Raw genomic sequence first — 19,424 nt, 5'->3', positions numbered from 1 at the left:
GCACCTTCAGTTATTAGCCTTGGGTGACCAAGGCGTCGACAGGTTCAATAGTATCGCTTCGCACCACCGCGCCGAACTGCTGAACCATCTGCTGGATGAACGGATCACCATGGATCGATTCCTCGGCCTCGCGCTGGCGATTGGCGCGGCGGCGGGAGGCGGCCTGGGCCGGGGTTTCCTGCTCGGGCTTGATCAGCTCGATGGTCAGCGTCAGCGTGCGCCCGTGGAACTGGTTCAACGCGTCGTTGAGACGACGCTGTTGCGTGGCGTTGAACAGCGCGCTGTGGGCCGGATCGAGGTGCATCAACCAATGATCGCCGTCGACCGCAATCAACGTGCAGTTGGCGGCGATGCTGCCGGTCATGCCGGAAATCGGCAGCTTCGGGAACAGCTCCAGCCATTGCAGGGCCAGGCCGGTGGCCGGCGCGGCGGCAGGTTCCGGCTCAGGCTCAGGCTCGGGATCGGCGGCGTGTTCGCTGGCCAGTTCGTCGAGGTAGCTGTAGGCCGAATCCATGTCCGGCTCGATGTAGTCTTCATCCAGCGGCGGTTCGTCGTCCATGTCCATGCCCGGCGTAGCGGCATCGACCTCGGCGACGGACGGCTCGGGAATTGGCGCAGCGGCCCACTCCGGCGCATCCGGCACCACGCTGTCCGGGGTCGGCAGCGGCATCGGCGGCAGCTCGGGCTGCTCGCCAGCGGTTTCCAATACCGGCTCGACGGCGGGTTGTTGAACGGGCGCAGGCTCGGCCTCGGCTTCCACCGGGTCGTTCCACGGCAGATCGACCACGGTTTCGACGGCGACTGGCTCAGGCTGCGGGTGCGCTTCGACAACCGGCACAACCGGTTCTGGCTCGGCAGCGGGCGCGGGTGCTGGCGCAGCAGCCGCAGCAGCCGCAGCCGCAGCGACCACCGGCGCAGGCTTCGGCGCGGCAGCCACTGAGTTTGCGGAATCAACTGTGGCCTGGCTGATCCCCACTGGCTTTAGCGGTTGCCTCGGCGCGTCCGCCGTATCCGCCGGGCGGAACGCGAGCATGCGCAGCAAGACCATTTCGAAACCGCCGCGCGGGTCCGGCGCGAGCGGCAAGTCGCGGCGACCGATCAGGCCCATCTGGTAATAGAACTGCACGTCTTCGGCCGGCAGTGCCTGGGCCAGGGCCAATACGCGATCACGGTCGCCGTGGCCATTGTCGACGCCTTCCGGCAACGCCTGAGCGATGGCCACGCGGTGCAGCACGTTGAGAATTTCCGAGAGCACGCCGTTCCAGTCCGGGCCTTGCTCGGCCAGATGCCGCACGGCTTCGAGCAGCGCCTTGGCATCGCCCTCGATCAGCGAATGCAGCACGTCATAGACCTGACCGTGATCCAGCGTGCCGAGCATGGCCCGCACGTCGGTAGCGAGCACTTTGCCTTCACCGAACGCGATGGCCTGATCGGTCAGGCTCATGGCGTCACGCATCGAGCCGTCAGCAGCGCGACCAAGCAGCCACAGTGCGTCGTCTTCGAACGGTACGTTTTCTGCGGTCAGCACGTGGGTCAAATGCTCGACCACACGCTCGGGCGTCATGTTCTTCAGGGAGAACTGCAGGCAGCGCGAAAGAATCGTTGCCGGAAGTTTCTGCGGATCGGTGGTCGCCAGGATGAACTTGACGTAGGGCGGCGGCTCTTCGAGGGTTTTCAACAGCGCATTGAAGGAATGGCTGGATAGCATGTGCACTTCGTCGATCAGGTAGACCTTGAAGCGCCCACGGCTTGGCGCGTACTGCACGTTATCGAGCAGTTCGCGGGTGTCTTCGACCTTGGTGCGGCTGGCGGCGTCGATCTCGATCAGGTCGACAAAACGACCTTCATCGATCTCGCGGCACACGGAGCACTCGCCGCAGGGGCTGGAGGTGATACCTGTCTCGCAGTTCAGGCACTTGGCAATAATCCGCGCGATGGTGGTCTTGCCGACCCCGCGCGTCCCGGTGAACAGGTAGGCGTGGTGCAGCCGTTGGCTGTCCAAGGCATTGATCAGAGCCTTGAGCACATGGGTCTGGCCGACCATTTCGCGGAACGAGCGTGGACGCCATTTACGTGCAAGAACCTGATAACTCATCGAAAACCGTCGCAGCGAAGGAAGCAGAAGCGGCTAATGCTAGCGGAGCAAGGGCAAAATTGCATCCGGTGTCCTCGTCTAATATGGCTAAGCTGCATCAGCAGAGGCTTTTATCAGCTCGGGATGGGGAATTACCGGAGCGTCTATGCGGTGGGCCGTGGCGGCATTGCTGGGTATCAGCCTCAACGCGATGGCAGCGCAAGCGCCGTTGCGCTTCGCCGTGCCGGACAGTTGGGCGATGCCGATGGTGCAACTGCAAGGCGGCAGACCGACCCAGGGCATCCTGCATGACGTCCTGCTCAGCCTGGCGACCCAGGTCGGCGCGCCAGCGCAATTCGTCGTCCTGCCGCGCGCGCGGGTACAGAGCGCCATGGAACACGGCGACATCGATGTGCGCTGCTATGCCGCACAGTCGTGGCTGCCGAATCAGTCCGGCGATTACATCTGGAGCGTGCCGTTGTGGTTTCAGCGCGACCTGCTGATCAGCCGCAAGGAACAACCGGCGCAGATCAATCCCGCCCGGCTGCCGCGCCAGGCCATCGGCACCGTCCTCGGTTACAGCTACCCTACCCTGCAACCGCTGTTCGACGCCGACCAGTTGCAACGAGAAGACGCGCGCAATCAGGAACAGGTACTGGAAAAGCTGCTGGCCGGGCGATACCGCTATGCGGTGAGCAATCAGTGGACCCTGGACTGGATCAATCAACGCCTGCTGCCGGAGCAGCAGTTGCAGGGGGTCGCGGTGCTGCAGGAACAGAATATCGGCTGCTATGTGAGGAACGACCCGAACGTGCCGGTGCAGCGGATTTTACGAACGTTGCTGCGCATGAAAATGTCCGGCGAGATCGACGACATAATCAGGTTGTACACCGGCGCCTCTTCAACCACACCCTAGCTCCCACAGGGTTGGCCGGGTCAATAACCGTGCGACTCGCGGAATTTTGGCTCGCGGCTGTGGTGATAATCGATCCACTCGACCACGTCGTAAGGCAGATAAAGCTGCTGCCGGGCACGGGACACGGCGATGTACACGGCGCAGATGCGCTGATCGAACTCGTAGGCATCCTTGAATTTCTCGTTACTGAGCAATGCTCGCGTCAACAGCACGCGCCTGAATTCCATGCCGCCGGCCTGCTCGGCCATCATCAACAGACAGGCTTTGCCCGGCTCGATGATCTTTTGGCTCAGGCGAGTCAGGTCGGCAATCATGAAGCCGTTTTGCAGTTGCGCTTCGATCCACAAAAACGCCTCGTCGAAACGGTTGGCCTCACGCACCTGCTGCCAATCAGCCATGTCGCTGAAATACGGGTGCGGTCCTTTCTCGCTGGACCCGGCGTTGTAGAAATCGCGGCGGAACAGCTCGATGGCGGTGGTCATGAAATGCTTGATGTCGTCCTGCGCTTCCCGGTCGGGGAAACTGAAGGCGCAATTGGAATCGTGCAGATGGATGGCCCACATCATCGTGTCCCAGGGTGAAGCGGTCAGCACCACGCAACCTTCGGGCGGCACGAAGGCTTGCGGGTAGTACTCGATATCGACGTCGGCGTGACGAGCGCCTTCGAACGGCACTTTGCTCTTGTGCGTGTGGCGCGAGATCAGCGGATTGACCAGGCGCTCGACATTGCGCCCCGAACGCACCGAATAGCAGATATCGCTCTGACGAACTTCACGCTTGCGCTTGGGCGCCTCGCCCGTGGCCTGCTGATACTCATCGCCGAGGGTGATCAGCACCTGCTGCCCGCGCTCGATGATTTGCAGCAACGACGCCGGCACATCTTGGCTTTCGTCGATGATCACGTGGGTGTAGCGCGGCGGGACGCGGCAACCGGCGAGACTGGCGCGCTTGATCATGAGCAACGTCGGAAAACCGCTCTGGCTGGCCCAGGCCGGGTTGGCCTCCAGATACACCCACAGGCGACTGGAGTATTCCAGCAGCGCTTGCGAGTCTGCGCCGGTCAAGGGCTGCTGAAAATGCGGCAGGTGCCTGGCGGACAGCGTGTGATCTCTTGAGGCGCAATACAGCTCCAGCACGCGCAGACAAACCTCCAGAGTGCCCTGCCCATCGTGGTGGCGAAAGCCGAACATATTCAGTTCCTGCGCCAGCGCCTGCCTGCTCGGGATACGCGCTGGCGTCCTGGCCATGTGCGATCGGGGGCCAAGCAACTGGGCCTGGGCAAAATCGTAGAAGGTCTGGCCAATTTCCGTGTCGTGCACTTGCACGATGTGCTTGCGCAACGTCGCCAGTTTCGCCGGGGTGCGCGCCAGCACCAGGGTGCGTTTCGAGCGCAGGCATTCGATCAGCGCGCTGAGCATGTAACTCTTGCCGATGCCCGCATAACCCTGCACGTGCAGGTCTTCGTCGAGGTTGGCGCGAAAGGTTCGCAGCAGCTTGTCCTGCGCCGCGCTCAACCAGTGCTCGCGCTCGCGTGGCGTGACCATTTGCTGGCTGAACGGATTGTTCTGTTGCTGATGGCGAATTTTGTAGTCCACATCCCACTGCCCGCCGGGCAACAGGTATTCCTGCGCTGTGACTTCATCGGCCATGAGAAAGCGCAGGTTCAGGCCTTTGAGCGCATTGAGGCCGAAATACAATTTGCGCGAATCGAACAGACGCCGCGCCTCTGCAAGCAGTCCCGCCGATCCGGAGCGCCGGGAGGTGACAGACCAGTCAATGAGTCTGGCGAGAATTTTCTCCGCTGCGCTGGCGCTCAGGTCCTTTTCCGTGGCCTGGGCAAGGTTCTGGATGACCAGCACCGCCGCCAGTTCCGGGTCGCTCAGGTTGGCCAGTGCCGCGTCACCCTCGGGCTGCAACAGCGCCGTACACGCATCATGGGTGATGGGCAGAAATACCGGGGTGGCCAAATCAAAATGTTCCGGGTGCATACAACCTCGCCGCCTGGGCCTTAATACAACACCAGATCAGTCCTGGTCATTCTCGTCGGGCATTTCATGGGACTGCGGCAAGTTTCCTTCACTGCCGGCCTCGGGGTTGATCCGCAGCTCGAAGGAGTAGTCGCCGAGCGTGCCGGACATGCCGCGTCGTTCAGTGCCGCTGGCCACCGCCGCCGCATCGATCTGCGCCTGCACTTCGTAGAGGGCCATTTCGAGCAGTTTGCGCAGGTGTTCAGGGTTTTGAGCGGTGGCGTGCAGTTGCAGGTCGTACTTTGCGGTCGGCGAGGCTGATGCGTGCTCGACGATCGCCGATTGTGCCTCGACCGGGACCGACTGTTCAGGCTCGTCTGCCGCGTTGAAAACAGCAGATGCCGCCAGAATCGCAGCGTGTTCTTCATCCATCAGGTCGAGCACTCGCGACAGCTCCAGCGTGCGCTCGGGCTGATCCTGCATCTGTGTTTTGACTTCCAGACGACGTAACTGCCATTCGCGCAGCTTTTCCCGGGTCAGATCGTCAATTTCACCCACTTGCCTTACCTCTCGTTGCCAGGCGGGGGAGTATGCCACTGTTCGCTGTCGACAGCCGCAAGGGCACTGGAAGCTGCCCGGCTGATCCGAGCATTTTTGCTGGCGGATCAACGCCACTAGCCAAATCGCAGGCATAAAAAAACCGCAGTGGGCAAACCCATGCAGTTCTCTGAATTCTCGGTAGGTTCGTTAAGGTGGTGCCCCCACCAGCCACACCCCGGCACACAATGTTCCCGCTGTGGCTGCTTCCTTCCGGATCTGACCAGGTTCACGGGTAATCGTTGCGGGGGGACCGATGGGGTCACCATAACGACGCTTGCCTGTCGGCGAGCCGCGCCATTGTACCTGTCTGAGATGAAGTTACAACCGTTGGTTGCAGATAAAAAATATCAACAGGTTCAAGGACATGCGGTGACGCCAAAAGATCGCAGCCTGCGCCAGCTTCTACAGGGCCAGGACTTCGTCTGCGCGACCGCCCGCATCCTGGATCACCAGATGAATGAAGTGCAGCTTGGCGATCGCCGCTGCCGGCAGTACGAACGGATAGAAATCCGGCTGGCCCATGCTGCGCGACAGTTCGTTGAGCATCCCCGCCAGCTCGATCCACGCATTGACGAATGACAGGAAAGCGCCACCGCCGGGATGCTCGGGGTCGTACAGGGTGCTGGTCGGAAACGGCTGATAGTCGAAGTCCATTTCCCGCGCGCTCATGCCGAAGCCCAGCGCCGTGTCGACCGCATCCATCATGTGCAGGTAATGCGCCCAGGTTTCCGCCCAGTCTTCCCACGGATGCATGGTCGCGTAGGCACTGACGTAGTGCTGCGGCCAGTCCAGCGGTGCGCCTTGCTGGTAATGCCGGTCCAGCGCGTCGGCGTAACTGGCGCGCTCGTCGCCGAACAGGTTACGGAACGCCTCCAGCCAAGGGCCGTTGGCGATGAGGCGATCCCAGTAGTAGTGGCCGACCTCATGGCGAAAATGCCCGAGCAGCGTGCGGTAAGGTTCGTGCATCGCGGCCCTGACCTGTTCACGGTGAGCGTCGTCGGCCTCTTTGATATCGAGGGTGATCAGGCCATTGGCGTGGCCGGTCATCGGCGCGTTGCCTTCCAGGTCAACACCGATGAAGTCGAACGCCAGCCCGGTTTCTTCATCCGTGGTTTTCGGGATGACCGGCAAGCCGAGGGTGATCAGTTGCGCGACCAGTCGACGCTTGGCGACTTCGACCTTGCGCCAGCGTTCGGGATTTTCCGCGACGGAGAGATCAGGGATGGTGCGGTTAAGGCTGCAAGCGATGCACAAGGTGTCGTGATCGTTGGCCGGCAGCAGCCAGTTGCACGCGGCGGGCATGTCGAGGTTGGCGCAGCGGCGGAACAGACCGGCGTCGGGATCGACGTCGAGCGTCCAGGTGCCCTCTTCCGGCCCCGGCTGCAGCGAGGTCAGGCGACTTTGTTCAGGTTGATAACCAAGCAAGGCGTTACAGGCCAGGCACTGACTGTTGCGAAAGAACAGCGACTGGCCGCAACGGCACGGCCAGACTTTGCTGTTGCGCGAGGATCCGGCCACGAACGGCGCGATGATGCGGGAACTGAGCTGCTCGAAAAAGCGGTGCATGGCGATCTCTCCCTGGGACTGGCCAAGACTAGATCATTCTGAAGACAACATCGTTCCCACCCATAACCGCGCAGCCGGGTGATAGCACCATTGTGGCGAGGGGATTTATCCTCGCTCGACTGCGCAGCAGTCGCAAAAAACCGTACACGCGATACAGATAAAATGATCGGCTGCAGGGTTTTGGGGTCGCTGCGCAACCCAGCGGGGATAAATCCCCTCGCCACAGGTGTCCATCCGGAGAGGGGTAAATCCCCTCGCCACAGGTGTCCATCCGGACAGGGATAAATCCCCTCACCACAGGGGTTCATCCGGTCAGACGGCGACGCCGTGGGTTTTGAGGAAGGCGATAAACGCTTCTTCGTCCATGACTTTCACACCCAACTCGTTGGCCTTGGTCAGTTTCGAGCCGGCACCCGGGCCTGCGACCACGCAATGGGTTTTCGCCGACACCGAACCGGCGACCTTGGCACCCAGGCTTTCCAGATGATCCTTGGCCACATCCCGGCTCATCAGTTCGACCTTGCCGGTCAGCACCCAGGTTTCCCCGGACAGCGGCAGACCTTCGACGACTTTTTTCTCGCTCTGCCAATGCATGCCGAAATCGCGCAACTGCTGCTCGGCCCGCTCGGCCAGTTGCCGATGCTCAGGCGAGGCGAAGAACTCGCGCACGGAGTTGGCCTGCTTCTCTGGCAATGCCTGGCGCATATCCAGCCAGTCAGCGTTCATCACCGCTTCCAGCGAGCCAAAGCGGTCGGCGAGTTTTTGCGCACCACCGGGGCCGACGAAAGGAATGTGCAGTTTGTCGAGCAAGCCGCCCAGCGTGGTACTGGCGGCGAATTCGGCGCCCAACTCGCCCTGATCCTGAATCTGCAAACCATGGCCGAGCAATTCGCTGATGACCTGCTGGTTGTGCGCATCCTCAAAGAAACTGTGAATCTCGTGCGCCACTTCCAGGCCGACATCCGGCAGGTAGGTCAGCACATGGGGCAAGGCCTGTTGCACGCGTTCCAGCGAACCCAGCGAACGCGCCAGCACTTTCGCCGTTTCTTCACCGACATCGGGAATGCCGAGGGCGTAGATGAAACGTGCCAGGCTCGGTTGCTTGCTGTCTTCAATGGCTTTGAGAAGCTTGTTGCTCGATACCTCGGCGAAGCCTTCCAGATCGACGATGTCGTCGAACTTCAACGCATACAGATCGGCCGGCGAACTGACCAGACCTTCGTCGACCAGTTGCTCGACGCTCTTGTCGCCCAAGCCTTCGATGTCCATGGCCCGGCGCGAGACGAAGTGGATGATCGCCTGCTTCAATTGCGCACCACAGGCCAGTCGGCCGACGCAGCGATACACCGCACCTTCGCTGAAGGTTTCCTTGCCCTTGCTGCGCTTGACCAGTTGCGTGCGTTCAACGTGGGAGCCGCACACCGGGCAGCTCTGAGGAATGGCCACCGGGCGCGCGTCATCGGGGCGACGCTCGGTGATCACTTGCACCACTTGCGGAATCACATCGCCGGCGCGGCGAATGATCACCGTGTCGCCGATCATCAGGCCCAGACGCGCGACTTCGTCCATGTTGTGCAATGTGGCGTTGGCCACGGTGACGCCGGCGACTTTCACCGGTTTCAGGCGCGCCACGGGAGTTACCGCACCGGTGCGGCCGACCTGGAATTCCACGTCGAGCAGCTCGGTGAGTTCTTCCATCGCCGGGAATTTGTGCGCGATCGCCCAGCGCGGCTCGCGGGCGCGGAAGCCCAGTTCCCGCTGGTCGGCAATGCTGTTGACCTTGAACACCACGCCATCGATTTCATAGGCCAGCGAGTTACGGCGCTCGCCGATGTCGCGGTAATACTCCAGGCACTCGTCGATGCCCTTGGCCAGCTTCAGTTCGTGACTGATCGGCATGCCCCACTTCTGCAACTGCTTGAGGTTACCGATGTGGGTGTCGGCGATATCGTGAGACACCTGGCCGATGCCATAGCAGCAGAATTCCAGCGGCCGGTTGGCGGTGATCTTCGAATCGAGCTGGCGCAGGCTGCCTGCTGCCGCGTTGCGCGGGTTGGCGAAGGTCTTGCCGCCGATTTCCAGCTGCGAGGCATTGAGGCGCTCGAAACCGGCCTTGGACATGAACACTTCACCGCGCACTTCCAGCGTCGCCGGCCAGCCTTCGCCATGCAGCTTCAGCGGAATATTGCGCACAGTGCGCACGTTGACGCTGATGTCTTCGCCCGTAGTGCCATCGCCCCGGGTGGCGCCGCGCACCAGCAGACCATCCTGATACAGCAGGCTGACCGCCAGGCCATCGAGCTTCGGCTCGCAGCTGTATTCCACCGCCGCGCCGCCACCAAACAGATCGCCGGCCGGCACGTCGAGGCCTTCGTTGACGCGGCGATCGAACTCGCGCATGTCGGATTCTTCGAAGGCGTTGCCGAGGCTGAGCATCGGAATTTCGTGACGCACCTGAGTGAACGCGGTCAACGCCATGCTGCCGACGCGCTGGGTCGGCGAATCGCTGGTGATCAGTTCCGGGTTGGCCGCCTCCAGTGCCTTGAGCTCGTGGAACAAGCGATCGTACTCGGCATCGGGAATGCTCGGCTCGTCGAGAACGTGATAGCGATAGTTGTGCTGATCCAGCTCAGCGCGCAGCTCTAGAATGCGGGTTTTGGCGGCGGTCATGGGTGTTCTCTCATAAAGCAAAAGAGCAGCCGAGGCTGCTCCAGTTTTATTCCATTATCGGCGGCGGGGCCAGAAGATCGCAGCCTCGTTGCACTCGTCAGCTCCTACAGTATCGCGATCCTCTGTAGGAGCTGCCGAAGGCTGCGATCTTTTGATCTGGACTTAGCGCTTCTGGGTCAATGCGCGGCGTTCGAATTCGACGATGCGCTGACGGTAATGCTCAATCGTCTGCGCGGTCAGTACGCTGCGCTGGTCATCTTTCAACTCACCGTTCAATTCCTGGGACAGCTTGCGGGCTGCCGCGACCATCACGTCGAAGGCCTGCTTTGGATGACGCGGGCCTGGCAGACCGAGGAAGAAGCTCACCGCCGGGGTGCTGAAGTGGTCGATGTCGTCCAGATCGAAGATACCCGGCTTGACCGCGTTGGCCATGGAGAACAGCACTTCACCGTTGCCGGCCATGCTTTCGTGGCGGTGGAAAATGTCCATCTCGCCGAAACGCAGGCCGCTTTCGAGAATGTTCTGCAGCAGCGCAGGGCCTTTGAAGCCGGCCGGGTCGCGGCAGATCACGCTGATCACCAGGACTTCTTCGGCTTGCGGCTGATCTTTTTCCGCCACGGCCGCTGCAGGCTTGCTGTCTTCGGCGAAATCGTCGTCACGGCTGCTGAAGCTCGGGCCGCCGTCCAGATCGAGGTCGAGGTTCAAGTCGCCCTGCGCCGGGCCGTTGCTGCCGCGCTTGCCACGTTTCGAACCGGATTCACGCGGCTCGCGGGCTTCGCGGTTGGGCATGCTCACCGATGGCAGATCGTGCTCGTCCAGTTGCGGCTCTTTGTGCGTGTCCAGGACGCGGGCCGGGCCCAACAGTTCGGCGCTGGTGTCCTCGTCCGGCAGATTGGACAGGCTCCGGTCGAGACGGAATTTCAGCTTTCCCTTGCCGCCGCGCATACGGCGCCAGCCATCGAAAAGAATACCGGCTATCACAATGATGCCGATGACGATCAGCCACTCGCGCAGACCGATTTCCATGTAATCCCGTGCCTCTATAAAAAATGCTGAAAAATAAGGGGTTTACACTGCGTAAACCGCTTTAAAACGTGGCGCCAACTCTATGTTCTGACAGGCGTTTTGCCCACGTATACGAAAAATTGACATTAAACTAGCACGACCAAAGACAACTTTACACCGTCTGTCTCATTTGGCTTGCGCGAATATGTCGATTGGCCATCCCGCCGATGTCAGTAAAAAGTCCTACAGACCTCCAAAACTATTCCGACACCACACCGACTCAGGCATCCACCATCGCCATCGCCTCCTCGACATCCACCGCCACCAGTCGCGAGCAGCCCGGTTCATGCATCGTCACACCCATCAACTGCTCGGCCATTTCCATGGCGATCTTGTTGTGGGTGATGTAGATGAACTGCACGGTCTGCGACATCTCTTTGACCAGGCGTGCGTAGCGTCCAACGTTAGCGTCATCCAGTGGCGCGTCAACCTCATCGAGCATGCAGAACGGCGCCGGGTTCAACTTGAAGATGGCAAAAACCAGGGCCAGTGCAGTCAGGGCCTTTTCGCCGCCGGAGAGCAAATGGATGGTGCTGTTCTTCTTCCCGGGCGGCTGCGCCATGATCGTCACCCCTGTATCGAGTAGATCTTCGCCCGTCAGTTCCAAATACGCGCGCCCGCCACCGAAAACTTTCGGGAAAAGTGCCTGCAAACCGCCGTTGATCTGATCAAAGGTATCTTTGAAACGGTTGCGGGTTTCCTTGTCGATCTTGCGGATGACGTTTTCCAGGGTCTCCAGCGCCTCGACCAGATCGGCGTCCTGCGCATCCAGATAACGTTTACGCTCCGATTGTTGCGTGTATTCGTCGATGGCCGCGAGGTTGATCGCACCCAGGCGCTGAATCCGCGCGTTGATGCGTTCGAGTTCTTCTTCGGCTTCGCGTTCACTGGCTTGTGCGGTCAATGTGGCGAGCACGCCGTTGAGATCGTAGCCATCTTCGAGCAGTTGATCCTGCAAAGCCTTGCGCCGTACGGTCAGCGCCTGCCATTCCATGCGCTGTTGTTCGAGCTGGCCGCGAATCAACTGCGATTGCTGCTCGGCCTGGGTGCGGCGTTTTTCCGCGTCGCGCAATTCACGATCGGCGTCTTCCAGGGCGATCTGCGCAGTCTTGAGTTCTTCATCGACGGTCATGCGCTTGTCGAGCAACTCTTCGAGCTTGAGGCGCAGCTCTTCCAGCGGCGCCTCGCCCTCCTCCAGATTCAGACTCAACTGTTCGCGCTTTTCAGTCAGACGCTCGGCCTGCATTTCCAGACGCTCCAGCGCCTGCCGGGTGGAATCGTGCTGGGCACGCAGCGAGCCGAGACGCACGGCCAATTGATGGGCGTGATCCTTGTGCTGCCGCGCTTCCTGACGCACGCGATCGAGGCGTTCGCGCAGGCTGTCGCGCTGGGCCAGCAGCAACTCGCGCTGCTCGGTATCCAGTGCCATGGCGTCCAGCGCTTCCTGCAATTGCATGCGCGCTTCGCCGACCTGTTCGTGCTCAAGCTCGCGCTGTTCGGCGAGTTCGACCAGTTCTTCATCGAGACGGGTGCGGCGCAATGTCAGCTGTTCGGCTTTGGCCTTACCGGCGGACAACTGCGCTTTCAGTTCGCCTTGCTGGCGCGCTTCGTCCTGCAGCAAGCGGCGCAGATGTTCGCGGCCGTTTTCCTGCTGGCGCTGTTGCGCGCGCAAGGTTTGCAGGCGGGTTTCCATGGCCTCGACGGTGGCTTCGCGCTCTTCGCGTTCAAGCTGCAAGTCTTCGATTTCCTGGCCACGGGCGAGCATGCCGCTTTCCGCTTCGCTGGCGCGACGTACGCGTAAAAAGTGTCGTCCGACCCAATAGCCGTCGCGGCTGATCAGGCTTTGCCCGGCGCTCAACTGACCGCGCAACGCCAGCGCCTGTTCAAGGCTGTCGACCGGTTTGACCTGACCAAGCCACGGCGACAGATCGATCTGCGCCTCGACTTTGTCCAGCAGGCTGCCCGCCACCCGCACGCCATCACTGGCCGGGCTGAGCAGGCGCAAATCGCCTTGGGTGAAACCGGACAGATCAAAACCGCTGAAATCGTCGACCAGCACCGCTTGCAGATCGGCGCCGAGCACGGTTTCCACCGCCAGCTCCCAACCGGCCTCGACCTTAAGGCCTTCGGCCAGGCGCGGACGCTCGGCGAGATTGTGTTCCTTCAACCATTCGGCGGTGCCGGTGCCCGGGTCGAGCGCGGCCTGTTGCAAGGCTTCCAGCGACGCCAAACGACCGTTGAGCCGCTGCAGATCGCCCTGCGCCTGCTGCTGCGCGGTCAACGCCTGCTGCAACTCCTGACGCAGTTGTTCGAGCTTTTCGACCTGCGCTTCTTCGCTGGTCTGTAAATCTTCCAGGGTCGCTTCAGACTCGGCGAGCTGCTCATTGAGCGCCATGATCGCCGCGTCTTCCGGGTCGGCGGATAGCAACGCGCGCTCTTCAGCGAGGCGCTTCTGTCGGTCAGCCAGACGCTCCATGCTGTTTTCCAACTGCTGGATCCGCGATTGCTGGACTTCAGCCTGACGGCGCGGCTCGGCAGCGGTCAGGTTGAACGCGTCCCACTGCTCCTGCCAGCCGTGCATGGTGGTTTCGGCTTCTTCAAGCGCAGCGGCGGCTTCCTCGGCGGCGGCGCTGGTGACTTCCTGCTCGGGGGTGAGCATGTCCAGTTCTTCGCCGAGGGTCAGCAGCAACGTGCGGTCGTGGCCAAGGTGCGATTCGGTTTCCAGACGCGCGCGCTCGGCTTCTTTCAGATCGTCCTGCAACTGACGCAAACGCTGCTGGCCGTGCTGGATGCTCTGCTCGACCCGGGCGATGTCGCCGCCGACCGAATAGAAGCGGCCCTGCACCAGATTGAAGCGTTCGGACAGGTCGTGGTGACCGTCACGCAGGCGTTCGATGGCGGCGTCAGCGTTACGCTGTTCAGCGACCAGCGCTTCGAAGCTGACTTCCTGGTTGCCGATGATCGACTCGCGCTGGCCGACCTGCTCGTTAAGATCCTGCCAGCGCAGCGCCGACAGTTGCGCCTTGAGCTGACGCTCTTCGGCCTTGAGTTCCTGATACTTTTTCGCCGCCTCGGCCTGACGGTGCAGACGTTCGAGCTGGCGCTCCAGTTCTTCGCGCAGGTCGGTGAGGCGGGCGAGGTTTTCGTGGGTGCGGCGGATGCGGTTCTCGGTCTCGCGGCGGCGCTCTTTATATTTCGAGATGCCGGCGGCTTCCTCGATGAAGTTACGCAGGTCTTCGGGCTTGGATTCGATCAGCTTGGAGATCATCCCCTGTTCGATGATCGAGTAGCTGCGCGGACCGAGGCCGGTGCCGAGGAAAATATCGGTGATGTCGCGCCGACGGCATTTGGTGCCGTTGAGGTAATACGTGGTCTGGCTGTCGCGGGTGACTTTGCGGCGGATGGAAATTTCCGCGTAGGCGGCGTATTCGCCGAGCAGCGTGCCGTCGGAGTTGTCGAACACCAGTTCGATACTGGCCTGGCTCACCGGTTTGCGGCTGGTCGAGCCGTTGAAAATGACATCGGTCATCGACTCGCCACGGAGGTTCTTCGCCGAACTTTCGCCCATCACCCAGCGCACGGCGTCGATGATGTTCGACTTGCCGCAACCGTTCGGCCCGACGACCGCCGCCATGTTACTGGGGAAGTTCACCGTGGTCGGGTCGACGAAGGATTTGAACCCCGCCAGTTTGATGCACTTCAGCCTCACGCTCAGGCAACCGTCAGCGCAGACACCACCAGATCGCAGCTGCGCTGGGCATACGCCGTGAGCACGATGCGGATCTGCGGCAAATCACGGGCGAGTACGGCGGCGAGCAAGCGTTCGAACAGTTCGAGGAATTCGCTCATTTCCGCCTTGCGCTGTTCGAGGGCGAGGAAATACGCGCGGCTCATCGCCGGCTGGAGGTTCTCGACGGTTTCTTGCAGGTACGGATTGTTGGCAAACGGATAGGCGGCGCGCATCACCGCGAAGCTGTCATCGACGAAGCTGCGGATATCGCCGCGTTCGTAATTGGCGGTCAGGCGCTGCTGGATCTGCACGAACGGCGCCATGTCCGACTGCACTTGCCAGCCATTGGCCACCGAATTGCCAAGCAGGATGTACAGCTCGCTCATCAGCGTGCACAGGCTCTGCACCTTGTGCGGCGTCAGCTCGGTAACGTGGGCGCCACGACGCGGCAGGATCGCGATCAGGTGACGGCGCTCGAGGATCAGCAAGGCTTCGCGGACCGAACCGCGGCTGACGTTGAGCGCCAGCGTGACCTTCTGTTCCTGGATGCGCTCTCCCGGCTTCATTTCGCCACGAATGATGCGTTCGGCGAGGTGGTGAGCGATTTGCTCGGCGAGGCTGTCCGGCGCCTTGAACGTCATGGTTGTCCTTCAAACTCTATCGATCTGCACAAGCGGCGCAGTGTAGCGCAAATGCACGGTCATGGCGGAGTGCCCACTCAGCGGTTTTTGGCACGAATCCCGCAAAAAAGCGCGGTGACCGATGAAGGTCAATACTGAATAGACACGCTGTTGATCGACGAAACGGATTTTCCTGACCTTTAAGTCAGAAAACCATTGACCGAAAAGTCAGACCTGCTAAATTCGGTTCACGTCGGTTAACAACAATAATGAGTCTGCGAGGCCTTCCGTGATCCAGTTTTTACTTAACCAGGAACTCCGTAGCGAGCACGCCCTGGACCCGAATCTGACTGTGCTCAATTACCTGCGCGAACACGTGGGCAGGCCCGGCACTAAAGAAGGTTGCGCCAGCGGTGACTGCGGAGCCTGCACCGTGGTGGTTGGCGAGTTGCAGACCGATGACAGCGGGCGTGAGCATATTCGCTATCGCAGCCTCAACTCGTGCCTGACCTTCGTTTCGTCGTTGCACGGCAAACAACTGATCAGCGTCGAAGACCTCAAGCACAAGGGCGAACTGCACAGCGTGCAGAAAGCCATGGTCGAGTGCCACGGTTCGCAGTGCGGCTTCTGCACCCCCGGTTTCGTCATGTCGTTGTTCGCCCTGCAAAAGAACAGCGATGCGCCGGATCAGGCCAAGGCCCACGAAGCGCTGGCCGGCAACCTCTGCCGCTGCACCGGCTACCGCCCTATTCTGGCCGCTGCCGAACAATCCTGCTGCGCCAAACCAGCGGATCAGTTCGACGCCCGCGAAGCCGAAACCATTGCCCGCCTCAAGGCCATCGCACCGACCGATATCGGTGAACTCAACAGCGGTGACAAACGCTGCCTGGTGCCGCTGACCGTCGCTGACTTGGCCGATCTCTACGACGCTTATCCACAAGCGCGGCTGCTCGCCGGCGGCACCGATCTGGCGCTGGAAGTCACCCAGTTCCACCGCACTCTGCCGGTGATGATCTATGTCGGCAACGTCGCCGAGATGAAGCGCATCGAAACCTTCGATGACCGCATCGAAATCGGCGCCGCCACTGCCCTCTCCGACTGCTACGGGGCGTTGAATGCCGAGTACCCGGACTTCGGCGAACTGCTGCACCGCTTCGCCTCGTTGCAGATCCGCAATCAAGGCACCCTCGGCGGCAACATCGGCAACGCCTCGCCGATCGGTGACTCGCCACCGCTGCTGATCGCCCTTGGCGCGCAGATCGTGCTGTGCAAAGGCGAAACCCGCCGCACCTTGAACCTGGAAGATTACTTCATCGACTACCGCGTCACCGCGCGGCAGGAAAGCGAGTTCATTGAAAAAATCATCGTCCCGCGCGCCAGCGCCGAGCAGTTGTTCCGCGCCTATAAAGTGTCGAAGCGACTGGACGACGACATCTCCGCCGTCTGTGCTGCGTTCAATCTGCGCGTGGAAAATGGCGTGATCAGCGACGCCCGGGTGGCCTTCGGCGGCATGGCGGCAATCCCCAAACGCGCTGCGCATTGCGAAGCCGTGCTGCTTGGTCAGCCGTTCAATAACGCCGTGATCGAACGCGCCTGCGCCGCGCTGGCCGAAGACTTCACGCCACTCTCGGACTTCCGCGCCAGCAAGGAATATCGCCTGCTCAGCGCGCAGAATCTGCTGCGCAAATACTTCATCGAACTGCAAACACCGCACATCGAGACTCGGGTGACCGCTTATGTCTAACCATCACGCCGTAGAGAAGACTCAAGCTGAATTGGCCGAACTGTTCGCCAAGGATCTGACCACCGGTGTCGGCCGCAGCGTCAAGCACGACAGCGCCGCCAAGCATGTGTCCGGTGAAGCGCAGTACATCGATGATCGGCTGGAATTCCCCAACCAATTGCACCTGTATGCGCGCCTGTCGGACCGTGCCCACGCGAAAATCCTCAGCATCGACACGTCGCCGTGCTACGCCTTCGAAGGCGTGCGCATCGTCATCACCCACGAAGACGTGCCGGGCCTGAAGGACATCGGCCCGCTGATGCCGGGTGACCCGCTGCTGGCCATCGATGACGTGCAGTTCGTCGGCCAGCCAGTGCTGGCAGTCGCGGCGAAAGATCTGGAAACCGCGCGCAAGGCAGCGATGGCGGCGATCATCGAATACGAAGATCTGGAACCGGTGCTCGACGTCGTCGAAGCCCTGCGCAAGCGCCATTTCGTGCTCGACAGCCACACCCATCAGCGCGGCGACTCGGCTTCGGCGCTGGCCACGGCTGAACACCGTATTCAGGGCACGCTGCACATCGGCGGCCAGGAGCACTTCTATCTGGAGACACAGATCTCCTCGGTGATGCCTACTGAAGACGGCGGGATGATCGTCTACTGCTCGACGCAGAACCCGACCGAAGTGCAGAAACTGGTCGCCGAAGTGCTCGACGTGTCGATGAACAAAATCGTCGTCGACATGCGCCGCATGGGCGGTGGTTTCGGCGGCAAGGAAACCCAGGCCGCGAGCCCGGCGTGCCTGTGCGCAGTGGTCGCGCACCTCACCGGCCAACCGACCAAGATGCGCCTGCCGCGTGTCGAAGACATGCTGATGACGGGCAAGCGCCACCCGTTCTACGTTGAATACGACGTCGGCTTCGACAGCAGCGGCCGTCTGCACGGGATCAACATGGAGCTGGCCGGCAACTGCGGCTGCTCGCCGGACCTGTCCGCCTCGATCGTTGACCGGGCGATGTTCCACTCGGACAACTCTTACTATCTCGGCGATGCAACCATCAACGGTCACCGTTGCAAAACCAACACAGCGTCGAACACCGCTTATCGCGGCTTCGGCGGCCCGCAAGGCATGGTCGCCATCGAGGAAGTGATGGACGCGATTGCCCGGCACCTGAAGCTCGACCCGCTGGCGGTGCGCAAGGCCAACTACTACGGCAAGACCGAGCGCAACGTCACCCACTACTACCAGACCGTCGAGCACAACATGCTCGAAGAGATGACCGCCGAGCTGGAAGAAAGCAGCCAGTACGCCGAGCGCCGCGAAGCGATCCGTCGCTACAACGCCAACAGCCCGATCCTGAAAAAAGGCCTGGCGCTGACTCCGGTGAAATTCGGCATTTCCTTCACTGCGAGCTTCTTGAACCAGGCCGGTGCGCTGATCCACATCTACACCGACGGCAGCATCCACCTGAACCACGGCGGTACGGAAATGGGTCAGGGCCTGAATACCAAAGTCGCCCAGGTCGTGGCGGAAGTGTTCCAGGTCGAAATCGATCGTGTGCAGATCACTGCGACCAACACCGACAAAGTGCCGAACACCTCTCCGACCGCTGCTTCCAGCGGCGCCGACCTGAACGGCAAAGCCGCGCAGAACGCAGCACAGACCATCAAGCAACGCCTGGTCGAATTCGCCGCGCGGCACTACAAAGTCAGCGAAGAAGACGTCGAATTCCGCAACGGCCACGTGCGGGTGCGCGAGCAGATCCTGACGTTCGAAGCGCTGATCCAGCAGGCGTATTTCAATCAGGTTTCGCTGTCCAGCACCGGCTTCTACAAGACCCCGAAAATCTACTACGACCGCAGTCAGGCGCGGGGCCGTCCGTTCTATTACTTCGCCTTTGGCGCAGCCTGCTGCGAAGTGATCGTCGACACCCTGACCGGCGAGTACAAGATGCTGCGCACCGACATCCTGCATGACGTCGGCGCCTCGCTGAACCCGTCGATCGACATCGGTCAGGTCGAGGGTGGTTTCGTGCAAGGCATGGGCTGGCTGACCATGGAAGAGCTGGTATGGAACAACAAGGGCAAGCTGATGACCAACGGCCCGGCCAGCTACAAGATCCCGGCGGTGGCCGACATGCCGCTGGATCTGCGGGTGAAACTGGTGGAAAACCGCAAGAACCCGGAAGACACGGTGTTCCACTCCAAAGCCGTCGGTGAACCGCCGTTCATGCTCGGGATCGCCGCGTGGTGCGCAATCAAGGATGCGGTGGCGAGCCTCGGTGATTATCAGCATCAGCCGAAAATCGACGCCCCGGCCACGCCGGAGCGGGTGTTGTGGGGTTGCGAGCAGATGCGTCAGCTCAAAGCGGTGAAGGCTGTCGAAGCTGAAACCGAGCTGGCTCCGCTCTAGGACCGAGGCGCGGCCATTCGCGAGCAGGCTCGCTCCCACATTTGGAATGCATTGCCAATGTGGGAGCGAGCCTGCTCGCG

At 61.4% G+C, this 19,424-nt stretch carries 11 protein-coding genes and 1 other RNA gene; 3 read left to right on the top strand and 9 right to left on the bottom strand.

Translation table 11 applies throughout. The features are described from left to right. Nucleotides 1-13: 13 nt before the first annotated feature. Nucleotides 14-2,095 (bottom strand): DNA polymerase III subunit gamma/tau, encoded by a 2,082-nt coding sequence (dnaX, locus tag ACZ9BE_RS06785; RefSeq protein ID WP_476249090.1) that lies wholly within the window; start codon nt 2,093-2,095, stop codon nt 14-16. A 145-nt stretch (nt 2,096-2,240) separates the two neighbouring features. Here dnaX and ACZ9BE_RS06780 point away from each other — a divergent pair, with 145 nt between their 5' ends. Next, nucleotides 2,241-2,990: a substrate-binding periplasmic protein gene (locus ACZ9BE_RS06780; RefSeq protein WP_122747108.1), complete on the top strand. Its 750-nt coding sequence runs from the start codon at nt 2,241-2,243 to the stop codon at nt 2,988-2,990. 20 nt (nt 2,991-3,010) lie between these two features. Here ACZ9BE_RS06780 and ACZ9BE_RS06775 read toward each other — a convergent pair whose 3' ends face one another. The 8 genes from ACZ9BE_RS06775 to ACZ9BE_RS06740 form a co-directional block, all read right to left on the bottom strand. Next, nucleotides 3,011-4,978: a hypothetical protein gene (locus tag ACZ9BE_RS06775; RefSeq protein WP_236169141.1), complete on the bottom strand. Its 1,968-nt coding sequence runs from the start codon at nt 4,976-4,978 to the stop codon at nt 3,011-3,013. Between the two features lie 36 nt (nt 4,979-5,014). Further along, nucleotides 5,015-5,515 carry a hypothetical protein gene (locus tag ACZ9BE_RS06770; RefSeq protein ID WP_476249089.1) on the bottom strand — a complete coding sequence of 167 codons (501 nt, stop codon included), beginning with the start codon at nt 5,513-5,515 and terminating at the stop codon, nt 5,015-5,017. 201 nt (nt 5,516-5,716) lie between these two features. Next, nucleotides 5,717-5,813, bottom strand: an RNA gene (gene ffs / locus ACZ9BE_RS06765) — signal recognition particle sRNA small type. 146 nt (nt 5,814-5,959) lie between these two features. Then, complete coding sequence (locus tag ACZ9BE_RS06760; protein WP_476249088.1) at nt 5,960-7,123, bottom strand: zinc-binding metallopeptidase family protein; 1,164 nt, start codon at nt 7,121-7,123, stop codon at nt 5,960-5,962. A 312-nt stretch (nt 7,124-7,435) separates the two neighbouring features. Then, on the bottom strand, nt 7,436-9,793 hold the full coding sequence (ligA, locus tag ACZ9BE_RS06755; RefSeq protein WP_476249087.1) for an NAD-dependent DNA ligase LigA: 2,358 nt from the start codon (nt 9,791-9,793) through the stop codon (nt 7,436-7,438). A gap of 162 nt (nt 9,794-9,955) precedes the next feature. Beyond that, nucleotides 9,956-10,819: a cell division protein ZipA gene (zipA, locus tag ACZ9BE_RS06750; protein WP_016773851.1), complete on the bottom strand. Its 864-nt coding sequence runs from the start codon at nt 10,817-10,819 to the stop codon at nt 9,956-9,958. A 259-nt stretch (nt 10,820-11,078) separates the two neighbouring features. After that, on the bottom strand, nt 11,079-14,567 hold the full coding sequence (gene smc / locus ACZ9BE_RS06745; RefSeq protein ID WP_252883462.1) for a chromosome segregation protein SMC: 3,489 nt from the start codon (nt 14,565-14,567) through the stop codon (nt 11,079-11,081). Between the two features lie 2 nt (nt 14,568-14,569). Beyond that, a complete protein-coding gene (locus ACZ9BE_RS06740; RefSeq protein WP_039763015.1) occupies nt 14,570-15,229 on the bottom strand; it encodes a GntR family transcriptional regulator in 660 nt (219 codons plus the stop codon). A gap of 268 nt (nt 15,230-15,497) precedes the next feature. Between ACZ9BE_RS06740 and xdhA the strand changes: the two genes are divergently transcribed. Next, the gene (gene xdhA, locus ACZ9BE_RS06735; protein WP_476249086.1) at nt 15,498-16,952 is read left to right on the top strand and encodes a xanthine dehydrogenase small subunit; all 1,455 of its coding nucleotides are present in this window, start codon (nt 15,498-15,500) and stop codon (nt 16,950-16,952) included. Continuing rightward, the gene (gene xdhB, locus ACZ9BE_RS06730) at nt 16,945-19,344 is read left to right on the top strand and encodes a xanthine dehydrogenase molybdopterin binding subunit (protein ID WP_122692165.1); all 2,400 of its coding nucleotides are present in this window, start codon (nt 16,945-16,947) and stop codon (nt 19,342-19,344) included. Before xdhA ends, xdhB begins: the two co-directional genes overlap by 8 nt. Nucleotides 19,345-19,424 lie beyond the last annotated feature (80 nt).

The sequence above is a fragment of the Pseudomonas sp. TE9122 genome (genome assembly GCF_056278925.1).
The sequence above is the reverse complement of the archived record's forward strand: the minus strand, read 5'-3'. Positions and strand labels throughout refer to the sequence as shown.

What these genes read in the sequence shown, in the direction of transcription:
- dnaX (WP_476249090.1), bottom strand. Translation starts at nt 2,095, where the DNA reads ATGAGTTATCAGGTTCTTGCACGTAAATGGCGTCCACGCTCGTTCCGC.
- ACZ9BE_RS06760 (WP_476249088.1), bottom strand. Translation starts at nt 7,123, where the DNA reads ATGCACCGCTTTTTCGAGCAGCTCAGTTCCCGCATCATCGCGCCGTTC.
- ligA (WP_476249087.1), bottom strand. Translation starts at nt 9,793, where the DNA reads ATGACCGCCGCCAAAACCCGCATTCTAGAGCTGCGCGCTGAGCTGGAT.
- ACZ9BE_RS06775 (WP_236169141.1), bottom strand. Translation starts at nt 4,978, where the DNA reads ATGCACCCGGAACATTTTGATTTGGCCACCCCGGTATTTCTGCCCATC.
- xdhB (WP_122692165.1), top strand. Translation starts at nt 16,945, where the DNA reads ATGTCTAACCATCACGCCGTAGAGAAGACTCAAGCTGAATTGGCCGAA.
- zipA (WP_016773851.1), bottom strand. Translation starts at nt 10,819, where the DNA reads ATGGAAATCGGTCTGCGCGAGTGGCTGATCGTCATCGGCATCATTGTG.
- ACZ9BE_RS06740 (WP_039763015.1), bottom strand. Translation starts at nt 15,229, where the DNA reads ATGACGTTCAAGGCGCCGGACAGCCTCGCCGAGCAAATCGCTCACCAC.
- ACZ9BE_RS06780 (WP_122747108.1), top strand. Translation starts at nt 2,241, where the DNA reads ATGCGGTGGGCCGTGGCGGCATTGCTGGGTATCAGCCTCAACGCGATG.